The sequence below is a fragment of the Bradyrhizobium elkanii WSM2783 genome, from assembly GCF_000472865.1.
GTDB classification, from domain to species: domain Bacteria; phylum Pseudomonadota; class Alphaproteobacteria; order Rhizobiales; family Xanthobacteraceae; genus Bradyrhizobium; species Bradyrhizobium elkanii_A.
This window is the reverse complement of sequence record NZ_AXAP01000021.1, coordinates 14,544-32,527: the sequence shown is the minus strand read 5'-3', so window position 1 is coordinate 32,527 and position 17,984 is coordinate 14,544. Positions and strand designations below refer to the sequence as shown.

Sequence of the window (17,984 nt, the reverse complement as noted above, 5' to 3'; positions counted from 1 at the left end):
GACAGCTCGGTTCCACTGCAGGACATGATACGATGACGGCAATGCTGGAAATGCGCGGCGTCAGCAAGAGCTTTGCAGGCGTGCAGGCGCTACGCGACGTCAATTTCATGGTGGAGGCCGGGCAGATCCACGCCCTCGTCGGCGAGAACGGCGCCGGCAAGTCGACGCTAATGAAAGTGCTGAGCGGCGTCTATCCGCATGGCGACTATGAAGGCACCATCGTCTTCGATGGCGAGGAACAGCGTTTTCGCGACATCAACGATTCCGAGGCGCTCGGGATCATCATCATCCATCAGGAGCTGGCACTGATCCCGCTGATGTCGATTGCCGAGAACATTTTTCTGTCGCATCCGCCGGCGCGGTTCGGCGTGATCGACCGCGACGCAGTATATCGGCGCACAAGGGAACTGTTGGCCCAGGTCGGTCTGCGCGAACCGCCGGATGCGCTCATCACCGACCTCGGTATCGGCAAGCAGCAACTGGTCGAGATTGCGAAAGCGCTCTCCAAGCGGGTGCGTCTCCTGATCCTGGACGAGCCCACCGCGAGTCTCAATGAGACCGACAGCGCGGCACTGCTCGACCGGCTCATGGCGTTCCGCCAGCAGGGCATCGCCTCGATCCTGATTTCGCACAAGCTGAACGAGGTCGCGCGCGTCGCCGACCGCATCACCATCTTGCGCGATGGCCGCACCGTTGACTCGATCGACTGCCGGACCGAGCAGGTCGAGGAAGACCGGATCATACGCAGCATGGTCGATCGCGATCTCGCCCATCGTTTCCCGCCGCGCGACGCCAGGATCGGGGACCCCGTGCTGGTGGTGGAGGACTGGAGCGTCCATCACCCGCTCCATCCCGAGCGCCAGGTGATCAAGAATGTCGGCTTCCACGTGCGGCGCGGCGAGGTGGTCGGCATCGCCGGCCTGATGGGTGCCGGCCGTACCGAATTCGCGACAAGCCTGTTCGGCCGCGCCTGGGGCTACAACATCAGCGGACGGGTGTGGCTGGACGGCAGCGAGGTCGACCTCTCCAGCGTGCCGGCGGCCATTGACGCGGGGCTCGCCTATGTGACCGAAGACCGCAAGCAGCTCGGTTTGATCCTTGCCGACGACGTCCGCAAGAATATCACGCTCGCGAGCCTTTCCCAGGTCGCGCCGCGATGGGTGATCGATGACATCAGAGAGTTGAGGGCAGCCAGCGACTATCGCAACCGGATGCGAATCCGCTGCTCCGATGTCTATCAGGAAACCGGCCAGCTCTCCGGCGGCAACCAGCAGAAGGTCGTGCTGTCAAAATGGCTGATGACGGACCCAAAAGTCCTGATCCTGGACGAGCCGACCCGTGGGATCGACGTCGGCGCCAAATACGAGATGTATTGTATCATCAATGAACTCGCGGAGGCGGGCAGGGGCGTTGTGGTGATTTCCTCGGAAATGCCGGAGTTGCTCGGCATCTGCGACCGGATCTGCGTGATGAACGATGGCGCCTTTGTCGGCGAATTTGCCGCCAGCGAAGCGACGCAGGAGAAGATCATGCGCGCCATCATGCGCAACAAGCCAGTACAAGGCAGCGCGGAGCGGAACAGGATGCAGATGGGTGGAGTGCGGCCATGAGCGACAAGACGGTTTCGCTGCCTGTGCAACGCGGGCATGCGGGGTTCATCAAGAACAGTCTGCGCAACTACGGCATGCTGTTGTCGCTGTTCGCGATCATGCTGTTCTTCCAGATCGTTACCGACGGCACGCTGCTGCAGCCGCTCAATCTTACCAATCTGGTGTTGCAGAACAGCTATATCGTGATCATGGCGCTCGGCATGCTGCTCGTGATCGTCACCGGCCATATCGACCTCTCGGTCGGGTCGGTCGCCGGCTTCATCGGCGCGATCGCCGCCGTGCTCATGGTCCGCTATCACGTCGACTATCCGCTCGCTTTCGTCGCCTGCCTGCTGGTCGGCGCGGCGATCGGTGCGGCGCAGGGATACTGGGTTGCCTATTTCGGGATTCCATCCTTCATCGTCACGCTTGCGGGCATGCTGGTGTTCAAGGGCCTTGCCCTGGCGGTTCTGCAGGGACAATCCGTAGGGCCATTTCCGCCGACCTTCCAGAAGTTGTCTTCAGGCTTCATCCCGGAGCTCTTTCCTGGCGCCGACACGCTGCACCCGACCTCGTTGCTGATCGGCGCTGTCCTGGCGCTGGCGCTGGTCTATGCCAGCGCCAAAACCCGTGCCCGTGAGAAATCGCACGGGATCGAGGTCGAGCCGTATGCGCTGTTCGTCGCAAAAAGTGCTGCGCTTCTGGCTGTTATCCTCTACTTCACCTACCTGATCGCTTCGCATCGCGGGCTGCCGAATGTGCTCGTGATTATGACCGCGCTGATCGCACTCTATGGCTTCGTCACACGCCGGACGATCATCGGGCGCCAAATCTACGCCGTCGGCGGCAATGCCAAAGCCGCCAAGCTGTCCGGTATCAAGACTGAACGGCTCACCTTCCTGACTTTTGTGAACATGGGAGTTCTGGCGGCGCTTGCCGGCCTCATCTTTGCAGCACGTCTCAACACGGCAACCCCCAAGGCTGGCGCCGGTTTCGAGCTGGACGTCATCGCCGCGTGCTTTATTGGCGGCGCTTCCGCCTATGGCGGCGTCGGGCGGGTCGGCGGCGCCGTGGTCGGCGCCATGATCATGGGTGTGATGAACAATGGGATGTCGATCCTTGGCGTCGGCATCGACTACCAGCAGGTGATCAAGGGATTGGTGCTGCTCGCCGCCGTCTGCATCGATGTCTACAACCAGCGCAGGTGACGACGGACCGGTCCCATTCGACGCGAAGATCAGGTGTCAATATCTGGAATCGCTGGTCAACCAGCATGTCTGAGCGAGGCCAACCATGGCAACCCCTCACGCTGCCGGGCAACCGGTTCTGGAGTTGAAGGGCATCGGCAAGGAGTTCGGCGCCATTCGCGCGCTGCACGGCGTCGACATGCGCATCCTCCCCGGCGAAGTGGTTGGCTTGATGGGAGACAACGGCGCCGGCAAGTCGACGCTCGTCAAGATCATCGCCGGCAATTTCCTGCCGAGTCACGGCGAGATTCGCTTTGACGGCAAGGCGGTTCATTTCGCCCGTCCGATCGATGCCCGCGCGGTCGGAATCGAGGTCGTCTACCAGGACCTCGCGCTCGCCGACAATCTCACGGCGGCCGCCAATGTCTTCCTCGGCCGTGAGCTCAAGCGCAAGCTTGGCCCGTTCGCCTTTCTCGATCACAAGGCGATGGCGGCGCGCGCGCTGGAACTGTTCGGAGAACTGCGCTCGGAGACCCGTCCGCATGACCTTGTCAAGCAGATGTCGGGCGGCCAGCGCCAGGCTGTCGCGATCGCCCGGACGCGGCTCTCCAATGCCAAGCTCGTGATGATGGATGAACCGACGGCCGCGATCTCGGTCCGCCAGGTCGAGCAGGTCTTAAGCCTGATCCATCGCCTGAAGGAGCAGGGCGTCGCGGTGATGCTGATCTCGCACCGCATGCCGGACGTATTCGCGGTCTGCGACCGCGTCGTCGTCATGCGCCGCGGTGAGAAGTGCGCCGACAAGGCGATCGATGACACCAGCCCCGAGGAAGTCACCTCCCTCATCACGGGAGCGAAGGAGGCTGCGTGATGGCCACGCCCATGGAATCTCCCATCACCTTCACCAATATCGGCAAGGCCAAATGGTGGCAGAGCGGCTTCTTTGCCTCGCAGACCGGCTACGTCCTGATCGCGCTGGTGGCTCTGTTCGTGGTGATGAACTTCGCGAGCCCGTATTTCTTCACCGAAGGCAATATGCAGAATGTGGCGAAGAACTTTTCCTTCATCGCCATCGCCACGCTCGGCGTGACCCTCGTCATTATCACGGCCGGCATCGATCTTTCGGTCGGCTCGATGATGTGCTTTTCCGCGATGATCACCTCGATGGTCATGACGTACATCTCGACGCCGGGCACGCCTGGCGCAGAGTGGTTCGTGCATCTGGCCGCTGACGGCAAGACTGTGGTCGCCAATGTACCCGGTTTGATCCTGCTCGTCTCGGTCCTGGCGGGGCTCGGCGTCGCGCTGATGGTCGGCCTCGTCAACGGCTTCTGCATCGCGGTGCTTGGGCTGTCGCCTTTTGTCACCACGCTCGGCATGCTCTCGATCGTGCGCGGCCTTGGCTACGTCGTCTCCAACGGCCGCGGCAGTTTTCCCGGTGGCCCCGACGCCGATTATTTCTACGCGCTGACATCGGGCGTTGTGCTCGGCATGCCCGTGTCGTTCATCTATCTCGTGGTTCTCGCGGTGGCGATGGCGGTCGTGCTGCATCACACCAGTTTCGGCCGCCACGTCTTTGCCCTCGGCGGCAATGAGAAGGCGGCCGCGTTGACCGGAATTTCGGTCGTGCGGGTGAAGGTCGAGGTCTATGTGATCTGCGCGCTCGCGGCGGGTCTGCAGGGCATCATCATCTCCGGCTGGCTGGGATCGGCGCCTGCAAACATGGCGACGTCCTACGAGCTCAATGTCATTGCGGCCGCGGTCATCGGCGGTGCCAATCTTGCCGGCGGCGTCGGCGGCCCGCTTGGGGCCATTGTCGGCTGCGTGCTGCTCGAGGTGATCCGCAACGGCCTCGTGCTCGCGCAGGTCAACTCCTATTGGCAGCAGACCCTCGTGGGCGTGATCATCATCGCGGCGGTGCTGGTCGATCGCATCCGATCGCGCATGGCCTAAAGAGCTCCTCCGGGAGGATAACGAAATGATCGTCTATCCGCCTCCCGGAGCCGCTGATTTCAAGGGATAGGCACAAAAAATGTGGAGGGAAGCAATGAGGAAGGTACTTCTTGCTGGCATCGCCGTTGCCATGATGGCGACGCCGGCGTTTGCTCAGAGCTACAAATTCGTGATCGTGCCCAAGGCCATGAACAATCCGTTCTTCGATTTCGCGCGCGACGGCTGCCAGAAACGTGCCAAGGAGCTCGGCAACATCGAATGCATCTATAAAGGTCCCGTCGAGCACGAGCCGGCGACGCAAGCCCAGATCATCCAGGATTTCATCACCCAAAAAGTGGACGGCCTGGCCATCTCGGTCGCCGATGTTGCCGCGATGACGAAGTCGATCGAGGCGGCAACGACAGCCGGCATTCCCGTCATCACGTTTGACTCGGACGCGCCGGGCTCGAAGCGGATCGCCTACATCGGCACCAACAACAAGGAGTTCGGCCTCGCGCTTGGCAAGCAATTGCTGAAGCTCCGGCCCGATGGCGGTAAATACGCAATGATCTCCGGCGGGCCGGGTGCGCAGAATTTGGCCGAACGCGTCAATGGCGTCCGCGAAGCGCTCAAAGGTTCGAAGTGGACCGAAGTCCCGGGCTCGCCGACCTTCTGCAACGACGATCCCGCGCTTGGCGTGCAGCAGATGACGGATCTGCGCACCGCGACACCTGACCTCGCGGCGATCATTCCGATCGGCGGCTGGCCCATGTTCGCGCCGGAAGGCTTCAAGGCGTTCGCCAGCAAGAGCAAGAAGGACATGGACGCCGGCAAGTTCACGCTTGTCGTGGCCGACACCCTCAGGATGCAGCTCGAGCTTCTGAACGAAGGTTATGCCAATGCGCTGGTCGGCCAGCGTCCGTTCGAGATGGGCGAGAAATCGATGGATACTCTGCTTGCAATCAAGAAGGGCCAGAAGGTGCCGGAGATCATCCACACCGGTCTCGACGTTGTGACGAAGGACAACGTCGCAAAGATGTTGAAGTAGGAACGTCTGGACCGGATTTCTTCGGCGCAATGGACTAGCGTCGAATCGCAAATTCGTTCGACGCTCGCCGATATTCCCAGTCGGCCCGCTCAAGTTCTGGTCGATCGAACTCTGCCTCGGGGTACCCGACGCAGAAGTAGCCGATGAATTTCCAGGACTCCGGCACTTCAAGAATCTCGTGGATACTGGCTGGGTTCAGGATCGATACCCAGCCAACCCCGATGCCCTCTGCACGCGCGGCGAGCCACATCGAGCAGACCGCCGCGACGACGGAATATTCGACCGTTTCCGGCATGGTTGCACGCCCGAGGCCGTGACCCACGTTGCCTGTCGTTTCCGCGAACACGGCCAGGTGTCCCGGCGCCTCTTCTAAGCCTGAGAGCTTGAGGGCTGCATATCGGGCCGCGCGTTCGCCCGAATAGGACTGCAAGGCATCAGCATTGCAGGTCTTGAAGTTTTCGATCACGGCCCGGCGTCTCGCCTTGTCCTCGACAATGACGAACCGCCAAGGCTGGCTCAGGCCGACCGAAGGGGAAAGGCAGGCGATCTCGATGAGCCGCTCGATGGCGTCACTTGGGAGCGGATCAGGACGAAACCGCCGGACGTCGCGACGCCACACGAACAGCTCGCGCAGTTGCCGGCGAAAGGGTTCGTCGAAGGAAACCATCAGGGCTCACGGTTCTGAATGATGCGGGACCAGCAGCACGGCGATTTCGCCGATCTGTTCGAACGCGCCCAATCTGTCCCCCAATTTGTCGCGTTGCAAGCCGCGCCGTCATCACCGTGACCAGCGAAGCGGGATCAGGCAAGCACGGCCTTGGCCGGCCCAAGACCAAGACAAAGTTCTTAGGCAACACCGGCGGCGCTGGCGATAAGTTCGAAGGAGCGCAGCCGAGCTGCGTGATCGTAGACATCGGACACGATCATGAGTTCGTCGGCGCCTGTTTCCCCAACGAGCGCATCGATGCCCGAACGAACCGTATCGGGCGAGCCAACGATGGAGCGCGCGAGCATGCTCATCGCCTGCGCTTTTTCCGCAGGCGACCAGTAGCTCTCAATATCGTCGATCGGCGGCTGGCTGAGGCCCCGCGCGCCGCGGAAGATGTTCGTGAAGGACATCTGCTGGGTCGTCGCCAGCCTGCGCGCTTCGTCATCGCTGCCGGCGGCGATGATGTTGACGCCCACCATCGCGTAGGGACGGTCAAGTTGCTCGGACGGTTTGAAGCGGCTGCGGTAGATCTGCAGCGCGGGGATCAGCAGGTCAGGAGCGAAATGCGAGGCGAAGGCATAGGGAAGCCCGAGCTCAGCTGCCAGCATCGCGCCAAAATTGCTCGATCCGAGAATCCACAACGGCACTTCCGTTCCCGCCGCCGGCACCGCCTGGATGCGCTGATTGGGACCGGCAGGAGCCAGAAAGGCCTGCACTTCGAGAACGTCCTGCGGGAAGTTTTCGGCCGCTTCGGGCGCACGGCGCAACGCGCGCAGCGTCAGCTGGTCGGTCCCCGGTGCACGGCCCAGCCCGAGATCAATGCGGCCTGGAAACAGGCGCGCCAGCGTCCCGAACTGCTCGGCGATGACGTAGGGGGCATGGTTGGGGAGCATGATGCCGCCCGCGCCGACGCGGATCGTTTTTGTTCCCGCTGCGATATGAGCGATCACAACCGACGTCGCGGCGCTCGCGATGCCCGGCATGTTGTGATGCTCCGCCACCCAAATGCGGCGATAGCCCCAAGCCTCGGCATGGACCGCGATGTCGCGGGCGTTATCGAGCGCGCCGCGGGCATCGGTGTCTTGAGTGACGCGGACGAGATCGAGGATAGACAGTGTCGTCATAGGACCTCCCGAACGAAACCCTCTGTGTGGAATGACGCTGCCAGAGATACTTGGCCGCGTCCAAGCTTGTCCGAAACGGCAGGCTTCATTCGATTCTTGTACCCCATATGGGCACTGTCTCTGTGTGGGTCAATCCGCTGAATCCGGTACGCGATTGACCGACAGTGCCGACCTGCTCCTTGCGTTTTGGGCCTTGATAGGTTTTAAGGCCGGAGACTTCACGATCACAGGTACGAACGAGAAGCGAACCGCGTGGCTTGTCGCCTCCGATCAGGGTGACGTACCCCGGGTAGCGCATGCGCTTCAAAACTGTTCTGAGCCTCCACAAAGGAATCCATCATGGCCAAGATGACCAAGAATCAGTTGATTGATGCAATTGCAGAAGGAACGCAGGTTTCCAAGGCAGACGTAAAGGCCGTCATCGAGCAGATGGCGACTGTAGGCTACAAGGAGCTGAATGAGTGCGGCGAGTTCGTCATTCCCGGCTTCGTCAAAATGTCGGTCGTAAACAAGCCTGCTACTGAAGCCCGCAGCGGTATAAATCCTTTCACGAAAGAGCCTATGGAGTTCGCGGCCAAGCCAGCCAGCAGGTCGGTCAAGGCGTCACCTCTGAAGGTGGCTAAAGATGCTGTTTGAAGCGGACGGGTTGGTGGTCGAAAAGATCGGTCCTGGCCAGACGACAACGGGCGCCGTCGGTCTCGTGCGGTGTCCGCAAGATGCCAAGCGCTAGACCTGCACGACTGTATTGATGGTTGCTCTCTCGCGGCAACACAACGATAGGGATATAACACTATTGCACATCGACATCCGGCCGCGTCGCGTGCTATCTCGGCGAGTGCCGGTTAGTCGAGAATCGCAGAAGTGACGTTTTCCATCTTGAGGCATTGAACCAGGTTGCCGCGCTCTCGGCGCGGACTCTTGGCCATGCTCGTGATGACCGTGTATGTGAACGTTGCGCGCGAGGCGAATCTGTCGCGCGACATCCAGCGTCACGGTTTATTGCCCGGACTCGATCCGCCTCCGCCAAAATCCCTGATCTGAACGTGACCGCTGGGCGCACTGCGCCCGAAATCCGTCGTTCGTCAGATTCTCATCATGTTGTTCAAGGCCGCCACGCGTCTTGCGTGTGCGACGGCATTGCTGCTCAGCCCTTGGCTGACGGCCGTGTCTCATTCGCAGACCCTCACGTTGGGGGCGGCACTGGAGCGCGCGCTCGCAATCAGTCCTCGCTTTACCGCTGCGGAGCGCGATGTCGGCATTGCGACCGATCAGCGCATCCAGGCGGGTGCACTTCTCAACCCCGAGCTCTCCTACGAACAGGATAATTCGTTCGGTTCCAGCATCTATCGCGGCACGAAGTCGGCTGAAACGACGCTGCAGATCAGCCAGCTCTTCGAGCTTTTCGGCAAGCGCGAAGCGCGGATTGCCGCCGGTCAAGCCGGCGTTCAGGGGGCCGCGATCGACCGCCAAGCCGTGCGGCTGCAGATATTGTCCGAGGCCGCTATTGCCTTCCTCAGCGTGCTCGGGCTGCAGCGGAGAATTCACATTCTCGATGAGCAGGTCGCCGCTATCGACCGGCTCTCACCGTTGCTTCAACATCGCGTGGATGCTGGCGCGTCCTCTCCCGCAGAAATCGGCCGTGCCGAGGTTGCATCCGCGCCGAAGCAATCCGAGCCAGAGGGGAAGGGGCACGGAGCCGACGACAAGGGGCACGGGACCGAAGCGCGTCGGTGACACCGTCGAGAGGGGCGAACTGCTCGCCAGGATCGAAAGCAACCAAAGCCTGACGGTCTATGAGATGCGATCGCCCATCGCCGGTACGGTGATAGATCGCCAGATCGCGCTCGGCGAGCGAATAAGCCGTGTCGAGCAAGGGTCTCTCTGGCTCGGCGCTGGTCTCTTCCGGCGCTGGCCGGGAGACGCTGACGCTTGTGGTGGCCGACAATGCCCTGACGGCCGAGGCCAAGCAGGACATCGCACCCGGCTCGACGATCAGCATCACCCTCAAGGGAGCGGACGGAAAGACCGGGCAGGCGAAGTTCAAGAAATGAGCTTTCGCAATTGACTCTTCCGATCGGAGCGTCGCGATTGCGGCGCTCCGATCGTGGATGACAGGAACGCAACGTTGGCAGCGAACGGGACAGGCAGAGATCTGAGGTTGGATCTCTTTCGCCGGATTGGCTTACGGCTGACGGAGCAAAAAAATGTGTCCGAAGGCACGGGGTCGAACTTTGGCCAGCATTCGGCACTTCGATAGAGCAAACGGCCGATAAGGAGGCTCCGATGGATGACGATGAGTTTCGCGTTTGGAGCCATAAGGCCGCTGATTGGGGCGTGAATTATCGCCAAGGTCTGCGCAATCGCCCCGTCCGGGCTCAGACAATGCCCGGAGCTACCTTCAATGCCATTCCTCCAAGCGCGCCCGAATCGCCGGAATCGATGGACGCCATTTTTGCAGACTTTGAAAGCATCGTGATGCCCGGTATCACCCATTGGCAGCATCCGCGGTTCTTTGCCTATTTCCCGGCCAACGCTGCCCCCGCTTCGGTGATCGCCGAGCAATTTGTGTCGGCGATCGCCGCCCAATGCATGCTTTGGCAAACCTCGCCATCTGCAACCGAGTTGGAGACTCGTGTTCTGGACTGGCTGCGCCGGGCGCTCGGTCTGCCTGAAGGCTTCAAGGGCGTCATCCAGGACTCCGCATCATCGGCAACGTTGGCGGCAGTTCTCGTCATGCGCGAGCGCGCACTGAAATGGTACGGCAACAAGCAGGGGCTGTCGGGTCAACCGCGATTGCGGATCTACAGTTCGGATCAGGTGCACACCTCGATCGATCGCGCCATCTGGATTTCGGGAATTGGCGAAGACAATCTCGTGCGCATTCCGGTCCTTGGCGAAATGCGCGGCCTCGATGTCGCAGCATTGGACGCCGCGATCGTCTCGGACCAACAAGCTGGTTTTCTACCCGCGGGCATTGTCGCCAGTGTCGGAGGTACCAGCGTAGGCGGAACTGACAATGTCGCAGGAATCTGTGAAGTCGCGAGACGACACGATCTCTACGTTCACGTCGATGCGGCGTGGGCCGGGTCCGCGATGATTTGCCCTGAGTTTCGCCATCTGTGGGAAGGAGTCGCGCTGGCAGACTCTCTGGTTCTCAATCCCCATAAATGGCTTGGCGCGCAATTCGATTGTTCCGCGCATTTTCTGCGCGATCCCGAAAGCCTGGTGCGAACTCTGGCCATTCACCCAGAATTCCTCAAGACGCACGGCCATGACGGCATCATCAATTACTCGGAATGGAGCATACCACTTGGCCGCCGCTTCCGTGCCTTGAAGATCTGGTTCTTGCTGCGGGCCTATGGGCTAGATGGGTTGCGCAACATGATCCGCAATCACGTGCGCTGGTCGGAGGCGCTGGCCGCGCGGCTGACACGGACAGCCGATTTTCGCGTGACAACCAGGCCCATACTCTCATTGTTCTCGTTTCGCCATGAGCCGAAGAACGTTGCCGACCTTGATGAACACAACCTTCGACTGATCAATGCGATCAACAACGACGGACGGATCTATCTCACGCAGACCAAAGTCGATGGGCAGTTCGTGATCCGATTTCAGGCAGGTTCATTCGATATGACAGAAGCCGATGCGGATGCCGCATTCGAGGTGATCGTCGAAATTGGTCGACGACTGACTGCGCCAGCAGCATCAGCTTAAGTTCCACGCAGGCAGGGTTCGGCATCGCTTCCCGGCCGCCATGACAGATTTCGCTTTCTATCCGGAACGCGCCTGTTAACATCTTCTCGCGTAGTCGAGTTCTTATTCTTAGAGCGTTTTCGAGCGAAGTGGATACCGGTTCGCGTGAAGAAAACGCGTCAACACAAGAATNTAGCGCTTCNGTTCTGATTGAATCAGAACCGAAGCTCTAGAGCGTTTTCGAGCGAAGTGGATACCGGTTCGCGTGAAGAAAACGCGTCAACACAAGAATTTAGAGCTTCGGTTCTGATTGAATCAGAACCGAAGCTCTGGTGATGAATTTCGGATTATGACAGGACGCACGAGGGAAAGCCCGTCATGCTCGCTAGGTTCATCGGCACCGTCCTGGCTGTCATAACTGCCTGTGTGACCACATGGCATGGAAATGCATATGCAGAGATATTGATCACGACTGCCACCATATCGCGAGGCGAGTTGGTCGTCGTAGGAAGGGTTAGGCGGCCTCGCGAGCCCGGCGTGGAGATCAAGATTAGCCCAAATAAAACAGTGCAGGTCGAGAGCACTTCAACTGGAGGGTTTAGGTGGATTGGACCAGAGTTTCCCTCCACCTGCATTGTCAAGATCACCTCCGGGCCGGATACGAGAGACGTGGTGATACAAAACTGCGGCCTTCCCGGTCCTGCCGGACCGCCCGGGCCGGCGGGTCCTCCAGGCCCCGCAGGACCGATGGGCCCGCCCGGGCCTAAGGGAGATTAACGGGTAACCGGGGCGGCCTTAATTCCGGCCGTCGGCAGCAAAGCGTAGGAACTGGCGCTTCATCGCATTGACCTTGGCGAGATAGGCCGCGACGAGGTGATCGCCGCAGCGCTCGCCAGCCATCGTTTGAAAACCCCGCCGTACGAAAGCCCCCGCCGGACCGGCGCCGCAGAGATGAATGAATGCGGCCAGATCCTGCTTCTGCTGCGGGTTTGCCGTCGCATTCGTCGCGCGGGCGAGAACCGCCGTGACATTGCGGTCCAAATACACGGCCGCCAGTTCGACGGCATGGCTTGGAAGCGTGCGAAGATACAGGCGGGTGAATCCGCAGTCGGCATCGACGACCGCGTTCTTGCGGATGCAAGACCGGGCGGCCTCGGCGTAAGCTGCATCGGTCATCTGATATAGGCCGACGGCGCTCGAGGCCGGTTGGTAGACTGCGAGAGGATTCCAGTTGAGTTGCCAACGCCAGTAGGTGCGCGCCACCGGGTTGCCGGTGCTCTCGACTTGCGCCAACGCGGCCAGCAATTCGGGCGTAATCGTGCTGGTCGAGTAGGCGCGAAAGAGCGGTCCGTACTGCCGCCACGTTTCACTCGGCTTCTTGTCGAGTGCGCCGCCAACGAGGAAGAACAACTCGGTCGGCTTACGGACCACGTGGTAGACGAGGTTCATCAGAGGGAATGCCGCCAGGAGGATCGCGACAACGCCAACGACCGCAACCGCCCGCGGTGCTGTCGTGAGTTTTTCTCGCACCCAACGCGCGCCATGCCAGTGGCGAAGGCGAGGGAGGAACCTGTTCCAGCCTCTCCTGACGCGCATCCTGCGAGAAGAGGGCTTGGTAGTGCGCGGCGAGGACACAGGAATCGTCGGTCCGTCATTCTGTTCTGAATCAACAAGCGACAGTTGATACGGCGGATTGATCGCGAGCAAAACCCATCACGGAGGGTTGGGTAGACGCGACCATTCGGTCGGCGAAAGCCGGCTCAGGCCGGGGCGGCCGGGTGCGACAAAACAACCCGACGGGCAAATCAGCAAAAGTCTGTCCACCCCTCTTACAAAAAACATTCCGCTTCCGTCGTCGGGCAAATCAGTGATTTAACTCCGCGCGTCTCACGGCGAATGAGGGGCGGATCGCGATCGTCACGAACGTTGCGGTGAGATGCGGTGGACGCGGGTGTCACGACTGACGAGCGTGGCATTAGCGGACGGCGAAGTCGTGTGGTCCTGGCGCCCCGACGCTGGCGCTAAGTTTTGTGGATCAAGCATCCGCAGAGTGACGGTGGCAAAAGAGCCCGGTCACCGGGGAGAGCACGAAGGAAACCGTAACACCATCGCGCAGGGAAAGCCGGAATGCTTCGGTTGAACCTGTGGTCCTACCCCCGTGCTTTTTGTTGCACGGGACCCACGGGTGCAACCAGCACCCGGCTTTCCCTGCGCCCTCTGATGATTGAGAGGGTGAAACGAGACGCAAAGCTCGGGCAATCCATGCCGCGAGAACGCGGACTCACATCCTCTCCGCACACTCCACCGTCATGCCCGCCAACGGGTCGGCGCGTACGCCGCCCGATGACAGGCTCCGGCGGGCATCCAGTATCCCCGCGGCGTCTCGGCTCAAGCACGACCGCCTCTGGAATACTGGATCGTCCGGTAAAGCCGGACGATGACAGCGGAGAGCTGTTTGACATTCAAATCAGACCTCTCTCCCGTCGTCCGGGGCTTGCGTGCCACGGCGAAGCCCCTTGGCGTAGCCGGGACCCGGGACCCATAACCACAGGCCGTTGTGATGTGCTCCGCTACCACCGCTTGCTCGCGCCACAACACCTCCCTGTGGTTATGGGTCCCGCCTTCGCGGGGACGACGGCGGTGTGAGGCTCTACGGAATCGTAGGATGGGTAGAGCGCAGCGAAACCCATCATTCGCGCGGCTTGCTCCATCGCGATGGGTTTCACTGCGCTCTACCCATCCTACGGGAGAGAGTCGCAAGTCATCTCGCAGGACAAGCTGCGCCGCTCTTCGCCCATGCTTCGACGAGCGCGCCCGCCTGTTTTTGCGTGCCGGGCGCGGGGGAACGGCCGAAGCCAGGCTGCCATGCCCAGCCGACCAGCGTATCTTCGCCGATGTGGTGGATCAGCTCTTCGACCTTGCGGCCGCCATTGCGGGCGGGGTCCTTGATCTGGGCACAGATCTCGGCGAGCGACTTGCCTTCCCAACCCATCTCCCGCGGCGCGAGGTGCCATTCCGGGTGGCCCGGTATACGGCCAGGCTCGAAATTGGCGTTGCCGTGACACGCCGAGCACCGTAGCGCCGCCACCCCGTGGCCGTCGGCGCCGCGTGTGACCGGCGGCTGATGCAGCCGGCCCTCGTCGCCCTGGCGCGGCCGGTCGCCGGCGGGATGGCAGTTGACGCAGCGCGGATGCGTCAGCACCTTGCCGAGTTCGGTGAACATCGCCGCCGATCGCGCATCGCTGTCAGCGATGCCGGCAAAGCTCTCAGGCGAAGCCACGCCGTGTGATGCGGTCTGCGAGGCTGCGTAGCCCGTGACCATGCTCAGGCCGAGCGCCGCAACCACAACGACAATCCGAAAGCGCGTTTCTGAGATCATGGTCAGGCCAGATAACGCTGGGGATCGGCGAGGATCACGTCGCGGACGGCCTCGTGATATTTGATGTAGCCGGTGCAGCGGCAGATATGTCCGTCGAGCGCGTCTTCGATGGTCTTCTCGAGTTCGGTGCGCGCGACCGGCTTCTTCGCGAGACGTTCCAGGAGGACCTGGGCTTCGTTCAGGAAGCCGGCGGTGCAGTAGCCACACTGGAAGGCGAAGTGATCGATGAACGCTTTCTGAAGCGCGGTAAGCTGGCCATTTCTCGCATGGCCCTCGACGGTCCGGATCGCCTTGCCGTTGAAGTTTGCGGCCGGCACAATGCAGGTCGGACTGGTTTCGCTGGTGCCATCGGGGTTGTCGACGATGATCGTGCAGCTCAGGCACTGTGCGGCGCCGCAGCCGAACTTGGTGCCGGTCATGCCCAGATATTCGCGCAGGAAGTCGTTCATCGAGAGATCGTCGCGCACCTCAATCGGATCGATCGCGCGGCCGTTGATCGTGATGGCAAGCCTTGTCACGCGAGCGCTCCCTTGAGCATGGCCTGGGTGACCGGCAACGAATTGAAGCGGTGGCCGGTGGCGTCGAAGATGGCGTTGAGAAGGGCAGGGACGACGGGGACCATCACGACTTCGGCCATGCCTTTCGGCGGCTCGTCCGGCGACAGTGGCGGCAGCATCTCGATCTCGAGATCGCGCAGCGGCAGATCCGATCCCCGCGCTACCAGATATTGCCCGAGGTTCCATTGCCCGTTGCCGGGACCGCCTTCGTGAGGCGGCAGCGATTCCAGCAAGGCGTAACCGACGCCCATGGCAAAGCCGCCCTGGGACTGGCCGAGCACGACTTCCGGTACCAGCGGCTGTCCGCATTCGAGCACGCTGTAGGCCTTGGCGATGCGCAGCGCGCCGGTCGTGCGCTCGATCTCGACGCGAACCAGCGTGCCGCACATCGAGGCGTAGGCCGTGCCGATCCTGTTGTTGTCGGTTGGCGGAAACCACACGCTGACGCGATTGAGCGCGGCGAATTTTCCGCCGCCTTTGCGCACCGCGAGCGCGTCGATCTCCGCCTGGTGCAGCTCGCGGCCAAACCGGAAACCCGCGCGCGACCAGGCCCAGCGCGAGAAGCTGTGTGTGATCGCGCCGGTCACGAGGTTGCGCGCATGCGCGGCTGCGGCGAGCGCCGGCAGTGCGAGCGGCGCAAGGCCGGGCAGGATGAGCTGCCCATCCTTCCAGCGTGCTTTGGCGAAATCCTTCGCCCGCGGATCGGAGGGCGGGATGCGCCAGAGTTCGAGCGCCGCCGGCCACAGGCCGTAGCGGAAGATGACGCGCGCGGCCTCGGCAGCCGCATGTGTCCCGACATGCGCGCCGATCGAGGCGCTGGTGGCCGAACTGATCGCAGGCACCCAGCGCGGATTCCTCGCAGCCGCGTCCTGGGTCTTCTGATCCATCGTGTAGGGATCGCCAGAGGTGACGAGACCGAGCGCATCATAGGTATCGATCCGGGCCACCGACACTTCGTCGGCCACCGCGCCAAGATGGATCGCGACGCGGCTCGCGAGTGCGGTTCCGATGCCATTGCCCATCTCGACATGATCGCAATGGATCGAGATCCTGCCGTCGGCTGCGATCTCGACGCGTCCGAGCGAGCAGTCCGCGCCGGTGCCGTAGTCCTTGGTGACGCAGGCGACGCCGGTGCCGACCAAGACGCCGCTGCTTGCAAGCCGCGCCTTCTCCTCGGCGCGTTGCCGCCAGATCGGATGTGTCTCGAGCTTGTCCAGGATCTCGGGCGTGCGGACCGACACGATGTACGGATTTCCCGTCATGGTCCGGCCGTTCTGCTTGAGCGCATTGCGCCGCCGGAACTCGATCGGATCGAGCAGCAAGGCGTCTGCGGCCTCGTCGATCAGCACTTCGAGCGCGGTCATGGTTTGTATGGTCCCGTAGCCGCGCATCGAGCCCGCGGTCACGCCGCGCGAATGCACGGCCACCGTAGTGACGTCGACCTTCGGCACGTCATAGATGCCGATCGCCGCCGTGGCGCCGACAACCGCCACGCTCGACGAGAAGTTCGCAAGGCCGCCGCCGTCGAGCACGTGATCGGCCGCGAAAGCCTGGATCTTGCCGGTTGCGCGGTCGATCCCGATCCGGGATCGTATCTTGAACGGATGGCGTTTGATGCCGCCCTGAAACTGCTGATAACGGTCATGCGCAAGCCGGACCGGCCGCCCCGGAAAGAACATTGCGGCCAGCGCGACATAGAGCACGAAGGGCGTGTGGTCGCGGCCGCCGAAGCCGCCGCCGATATAGGTGAACTGCGTGTTGATCTGCGCGGGCTTGAAGGGAGCGCGCGTCTGTCCGAGCAGGTACGCGATCGATTCGGTGGCTTCATAGGGCGACTGGACGCCAAGCACGAGTTCGAGATTGCCGCCCCTGTTGTCGTACCAGCCGAGGCCGCATTCCGGCTCGAGGAACATTGGATCGACCGACTGGGTCTCGAAGCTGCGGTCGAGCACCACCATTGCGGGGTTCTTCGCATCCAGCTCGGCGCGGATCTGCTCGCCGTACCGCGCCGCCTTGCCGTAGGGTGCCTGCGTCTCCTTCGCGAAGGAGGACCAGACCGGAAGCGTGGTGTCCTGCAGCCGCCCCGGCGTCACCCAGCCGGCCTGGATCGGCGAGTACACATCGGGCGACTCGGGCGTTGGGCCGGCCACGCGCGTGAAGCGGAAGGCGGCGTGATTGGGCAGGGAGACCGGGCCGGTCTCTTCGCCTGACTTCACGAAGGTGCCGTCGCGCAGCGCCAGCCGCGCACGATCGAAGGCGTCGAACTGCTCGAAGATCAATAGCGCGACCGGCTGTCCCATATAAAGCGGCGTCTTGCCGACGGGGCAGAACAGATCGCCCGCATAGAATTCAGGGACGCGGGCGCCGATCTTCGCAAGCTCCTCGGCCGTTACCACGACCGACGGTTTCAGCGCGCCGCTCAGGCGTGCGAGGTCCATGCCGAGATAGACGCGCGTCGCATCGCTCGCGCGGACGAGGATCGCGTGCGACGTCGTGGCCGGCCATCCCGGCAGGTCGGCAGCGCGAAAATCGGAGGCGTAGAGCTTGGCGCCGGTGACCTTGGCGACGCCGTCGATGCGACCGCGGCCATCGGCCGCCGGATTCCAGTTTTGCCGTCCCGGCAACACCGCGCGCGCCGGAAAGCCCGCCGGCTCGGCCGCTCCCAATCGTGACAGGCTGAGCGCTATCCCGCTCGCCGTGACCCACTTCACGAACTCCCTTCGCGAAGGCCGCATGCCCCTTACCCCCCTCGGTCAACGCTGTCAG

The 17,984-nt window shown here is 62.2% G+C and carries 14 protein-coding genes and 2 pseudogenes; 10 read left to right on the top strand and 6 right to left on the bottom strand.

Features of this window, described 5'->3' with window-relative positions; genetic code table 11:
* Positions 1-32: 32 nt before the first annotated feature.
* From mmsA to YY7_RS0119480, 5 genes are all read left to right on the top strand, one after another.
* Positions 33-1,610: a multiple monosaccharide ABC transporter ATP-binding protein gene (mmsA, locus tag YY7_RS0119500; protein ID WP_028164679.1), complete on the top strand. Its 1,578-nt coding sequence runs from the start codon at positions 33-35 to the stop codon at positions 1,608-1,610.
* Entirely contained in the window at positions 1,607-2,797 is a 1,191-nt protein-coding gene (mmsB, locus tag YY7_RS0119495) for a multiple monosaccharide ABC transporter permease (RefSeq protein ID WP_028164678.1), read from the top strand. The genes mmsA and mmsB overlap by 4 nt, the downstream gene beginning before the upstream one ends.
* An 85-nt stretch (positions 2,798-2,882) precedes the next feature.
* Complete coding sequence (locus YY7_RS0119490; protein ID WP_028164677.1) at positions 2,883-3,647, top strand: ATP-binding cassette domain-containing protein; 765 nt, start codon at positions 2,883-2,885, stop codon at positions 3,645-3,647.
* A complete protein-coding gene (locus tag YY7_RS0119485; protein WP_028164676.1) occupies positions 3,647-4,729 on the top strand; it encodes an ABC transporter permease in 1,083 nt (360 codons plus the stop codon). Before YY7_RS0119490 ends, YY7_RS0119485 begins: the two co-directional genes overlap by 1 nt.
* Positions 4,730-4,823: 94 nt before the next feature.
* A complete protein-coding gene (locus YY7_RS0119480; RefSeq protein WP_028164675.1) occupies positions 4,824-5,756 on the top strand; it encodes a sugar-binding protein in 933 nt (310 codons plus the stop codon).
* A gap of 34 nt (positions 5,757-5,790) precedes the next feature.
* Here the strand turns inward: YY7_RS0119480 and bluB are convergent, their stop codons facing one another.
* Positions 5,791-6,423 (bottom strand): 5,6-dimethylbenzimidazole synthase, encoded by a 633-nt coding sequence (gene bluB, locus YY7_RS0119475; RefSeq protein WP_028164674.1) that lies wholly within the window; start codon positions 6,421-6,423, stop codon positions 5,791-5,793.
* Positions 6,424-6,602: 179 nt separating this feature from the next.
* On the bottom strand, positions 6,603-7,589 hold the full coding sequence (locus YY7_RS0119465; protein ID WP_028164673.1) for an LLM class flavin-dependent oxidoreductase: 987 nt from the start codon (positions 7,587-7,589) through the stop codon (positions 6,603-6,605).
* 339 nt (positions 7,590-7,928) lie between these two features.
* Here YY7_RS0119465 and YY7_RS0119460 point away from each other — a divergent pair, with 339 nt between their 5' ends.
* The 5 genes and pseudogenes from YY7_RS0119460 (at position 7,929) to YY7_RS0119440 (ending at position 11,303) form a co-directional block, all read left to right on the top strand.
* Entirely contained in the window at positions 7,929-8,225 is a 297-nt protein-coding gene (locus tag YY7_RS0119460) for an HU family DNA-binding protein (protein ID WP_028164672.1), read from the top strand.
* A 459-nt stretch (positions 8,226-8,684) separates the two neighbouring features.
* A pseudogene (locus YY7_RS52215) lies at positions 8,685-9,269 on the top strand (TolC family protein); the annotation flags it as partial.
* 40 nt (positions 9,270-9,309) lie between these two features.
* Positions 9,310-9,451, top strand: a pseudogene (locus YY7_RS65095) (divalent metal ion exporter adaptor subunit IhpB); the annotation flags it as partial.
* Entirely contained in the window at positions 9,452-9,640 is a 189-nt protein-coding gene (locus tag YY7_RS61945) for a hypothetical protein (protein WP_051396806.1), read from the top strand.
* 232 nt (positions 9,641-9,872) lie between these two features.
* Complete coding sequence (locus YY7_RS0119440) at positions 9,873-11,303, top strand: pyridoxal phosphate-dependent decarboxylase family protein (RefSeq protein WP_028164671.1); 1,431 nt, start codon at positions 9,873-9,875, stop codon at positions 11,301-11,303.
* A 774-nt stretch (positions 11,304-12,077) separates the two neighbouring features.
* Here the strand turns inward: YY7_RS0119440 and YY7_RS0119435 are convergent.
* From YY7_RS0119435 to YY7_RS0119420, 4 genes are all read right to left on the bottom strand, one after another.
* Positions 12,078-12,878 carry a transglycosylase SLT domain-containing protein gene (locus tag YY7_RS0119435; RefSeq protein WP_028164670.1) on the bottom strand — a complete coding sequence of 267 codons (801 nt, stop codon included), beginning with the start codon at positions 12,876-12,878 and terminating at the stop codon, positions 12,078-12,080.
* A 1,165-nt stretch (positions 12,879-14,043) separates the two neighbouring features.
* Positions 14,044-14,661 carry a hypothetical protein gene (locus tag YY7_RS0119430; protein WP_028164669.1) on the bottom strand — a complete coding sequence of 206 codons (618 nt, stop codon included), beginning with the start codon at positions 14,659-14,661 and terminating at the stop codon, positions 14,044-14,046.
* Between the two features lie 2 nt (positions 14,662-14,663).
* Positions 14,664-15,179 carry a (2Fe-2S)-binding protein gene (locus tag YY7_RS0119425; protein ID WP_028164668.1) on the bottom strand — a complete coding sequence of 172 codons (516 nt, stop codon included), beginning with the start codon at positions 15,177-15,179 and terminating at the stop codon, positions 14,664-14,666.
* A complete protein-coding gene (locus tag YY7_RS0119420) occupies positions 15,176-17,953 on the bottom strand; it encodes a xanthine dehydrogenase family protein molybdopterin-binding subunit (RefSeq protein ID WP_028164667.1) in 2,778 nt (925 codons plus the stop codon). Before YY7_RS0119420 ends, YY7_RS0119425 begins: the two co-directional genes overlap by 4 nt.
* Positions 17,954-17,984 lie beyond the last annotated feature (31 nt).

What these genes read in the sequence shown, in the direction of transcription:
- YY7_RS0119430 (WP_028164669.1), bottom strand. Translation starts at nt 14,661, where the DNA reads ATGATCTCAGAAACGCGCTTTCGGATTGTCGTTGTGGTTGCGGCGCTC.
- YY7_RS0119465 (WP_028164673.1), bottom strand. Translation starts at nt 7,589, where the DNA reads ATGACGACACTGTCTATCCTCGATCTCGTCCGCGTCACTCAAGACACC.
- YY7_RS0119435 (WP_028164670.1), bottom strand. Translation starts at nt 12,878, where the DNA reads ATGCGCGTCAGGAGAGGCTGGAACAGGTTCCTCCCTCGCCTTCGCCAC.
- YY7_RS0119490 (WP_028164677.1), top strand. Translation starts at nt 2,883, where the DNA reads ATGGCAACCCCTCACGCTGCCGGGCAACCGGTTCTGGAGTTGAAGGGC.
- YY7_RS0119480 (WP_028164675.1), top strand. Translation starts at nt 4,824, where the DNA reads ATGAGGAAGGTACTTCTTGCTGGCATCGCCGTTGCCATGATGGCGACG.
- YY7_RS0119485 (WP_028164676.1), top strand. Translation starts at nt 3,647, where the DNA reads ATGGCCACGCCCATGGAATCTCCCATCACCTTCACCAATATCGGCAAG.
- YY7_RS0119460 (WP_028164672.1), top strand. Translation starts at nt 7,929, where the DNA reads ATGGCCAAGATGACCAAGAATCAGTTGATTGATGCAATTGCAGAAGGA.
- YY7_RS0119420 (WP_028164667.1), bottom strand. Translation starts at nt 17,953, where the DNA reads ATGCGGCCTTCGCGAAGGGAGTTCGTGAAGTGGGTCACGGCGAGCGGG.
- YY7_RS0119440 (WP_028164671.1), top strand. Translation starts at nt 9,873, where the DNA reads ATGGATGACGATGAGTTTCGCGTTTGGAGCCATAAGGCCGCTGATTGG.
- mmsA (WP_028164679.1), top strand. Translation starts at nt 33, where the DNA reads ATGACGGCAATGCTGGAAATGCGCGGCGTCAGCAAGAGCTTTGCAGGC.
- mmsB (WP_028164678.1), top strand. Translation starts at nt 1,607, where the DNA reads ATGAGCGACAAGACGGTTTCGCTGCCTGTGCAACGCGGGCATGCGGGG.
- bluB (WP_028164674.1), bottom strand. Translation starts at nt 6,423, where the DNA reads ATGGTTTCCTTCGACGAACCCTTTCGCCGGCAACTGCGCGAGCTGTTC.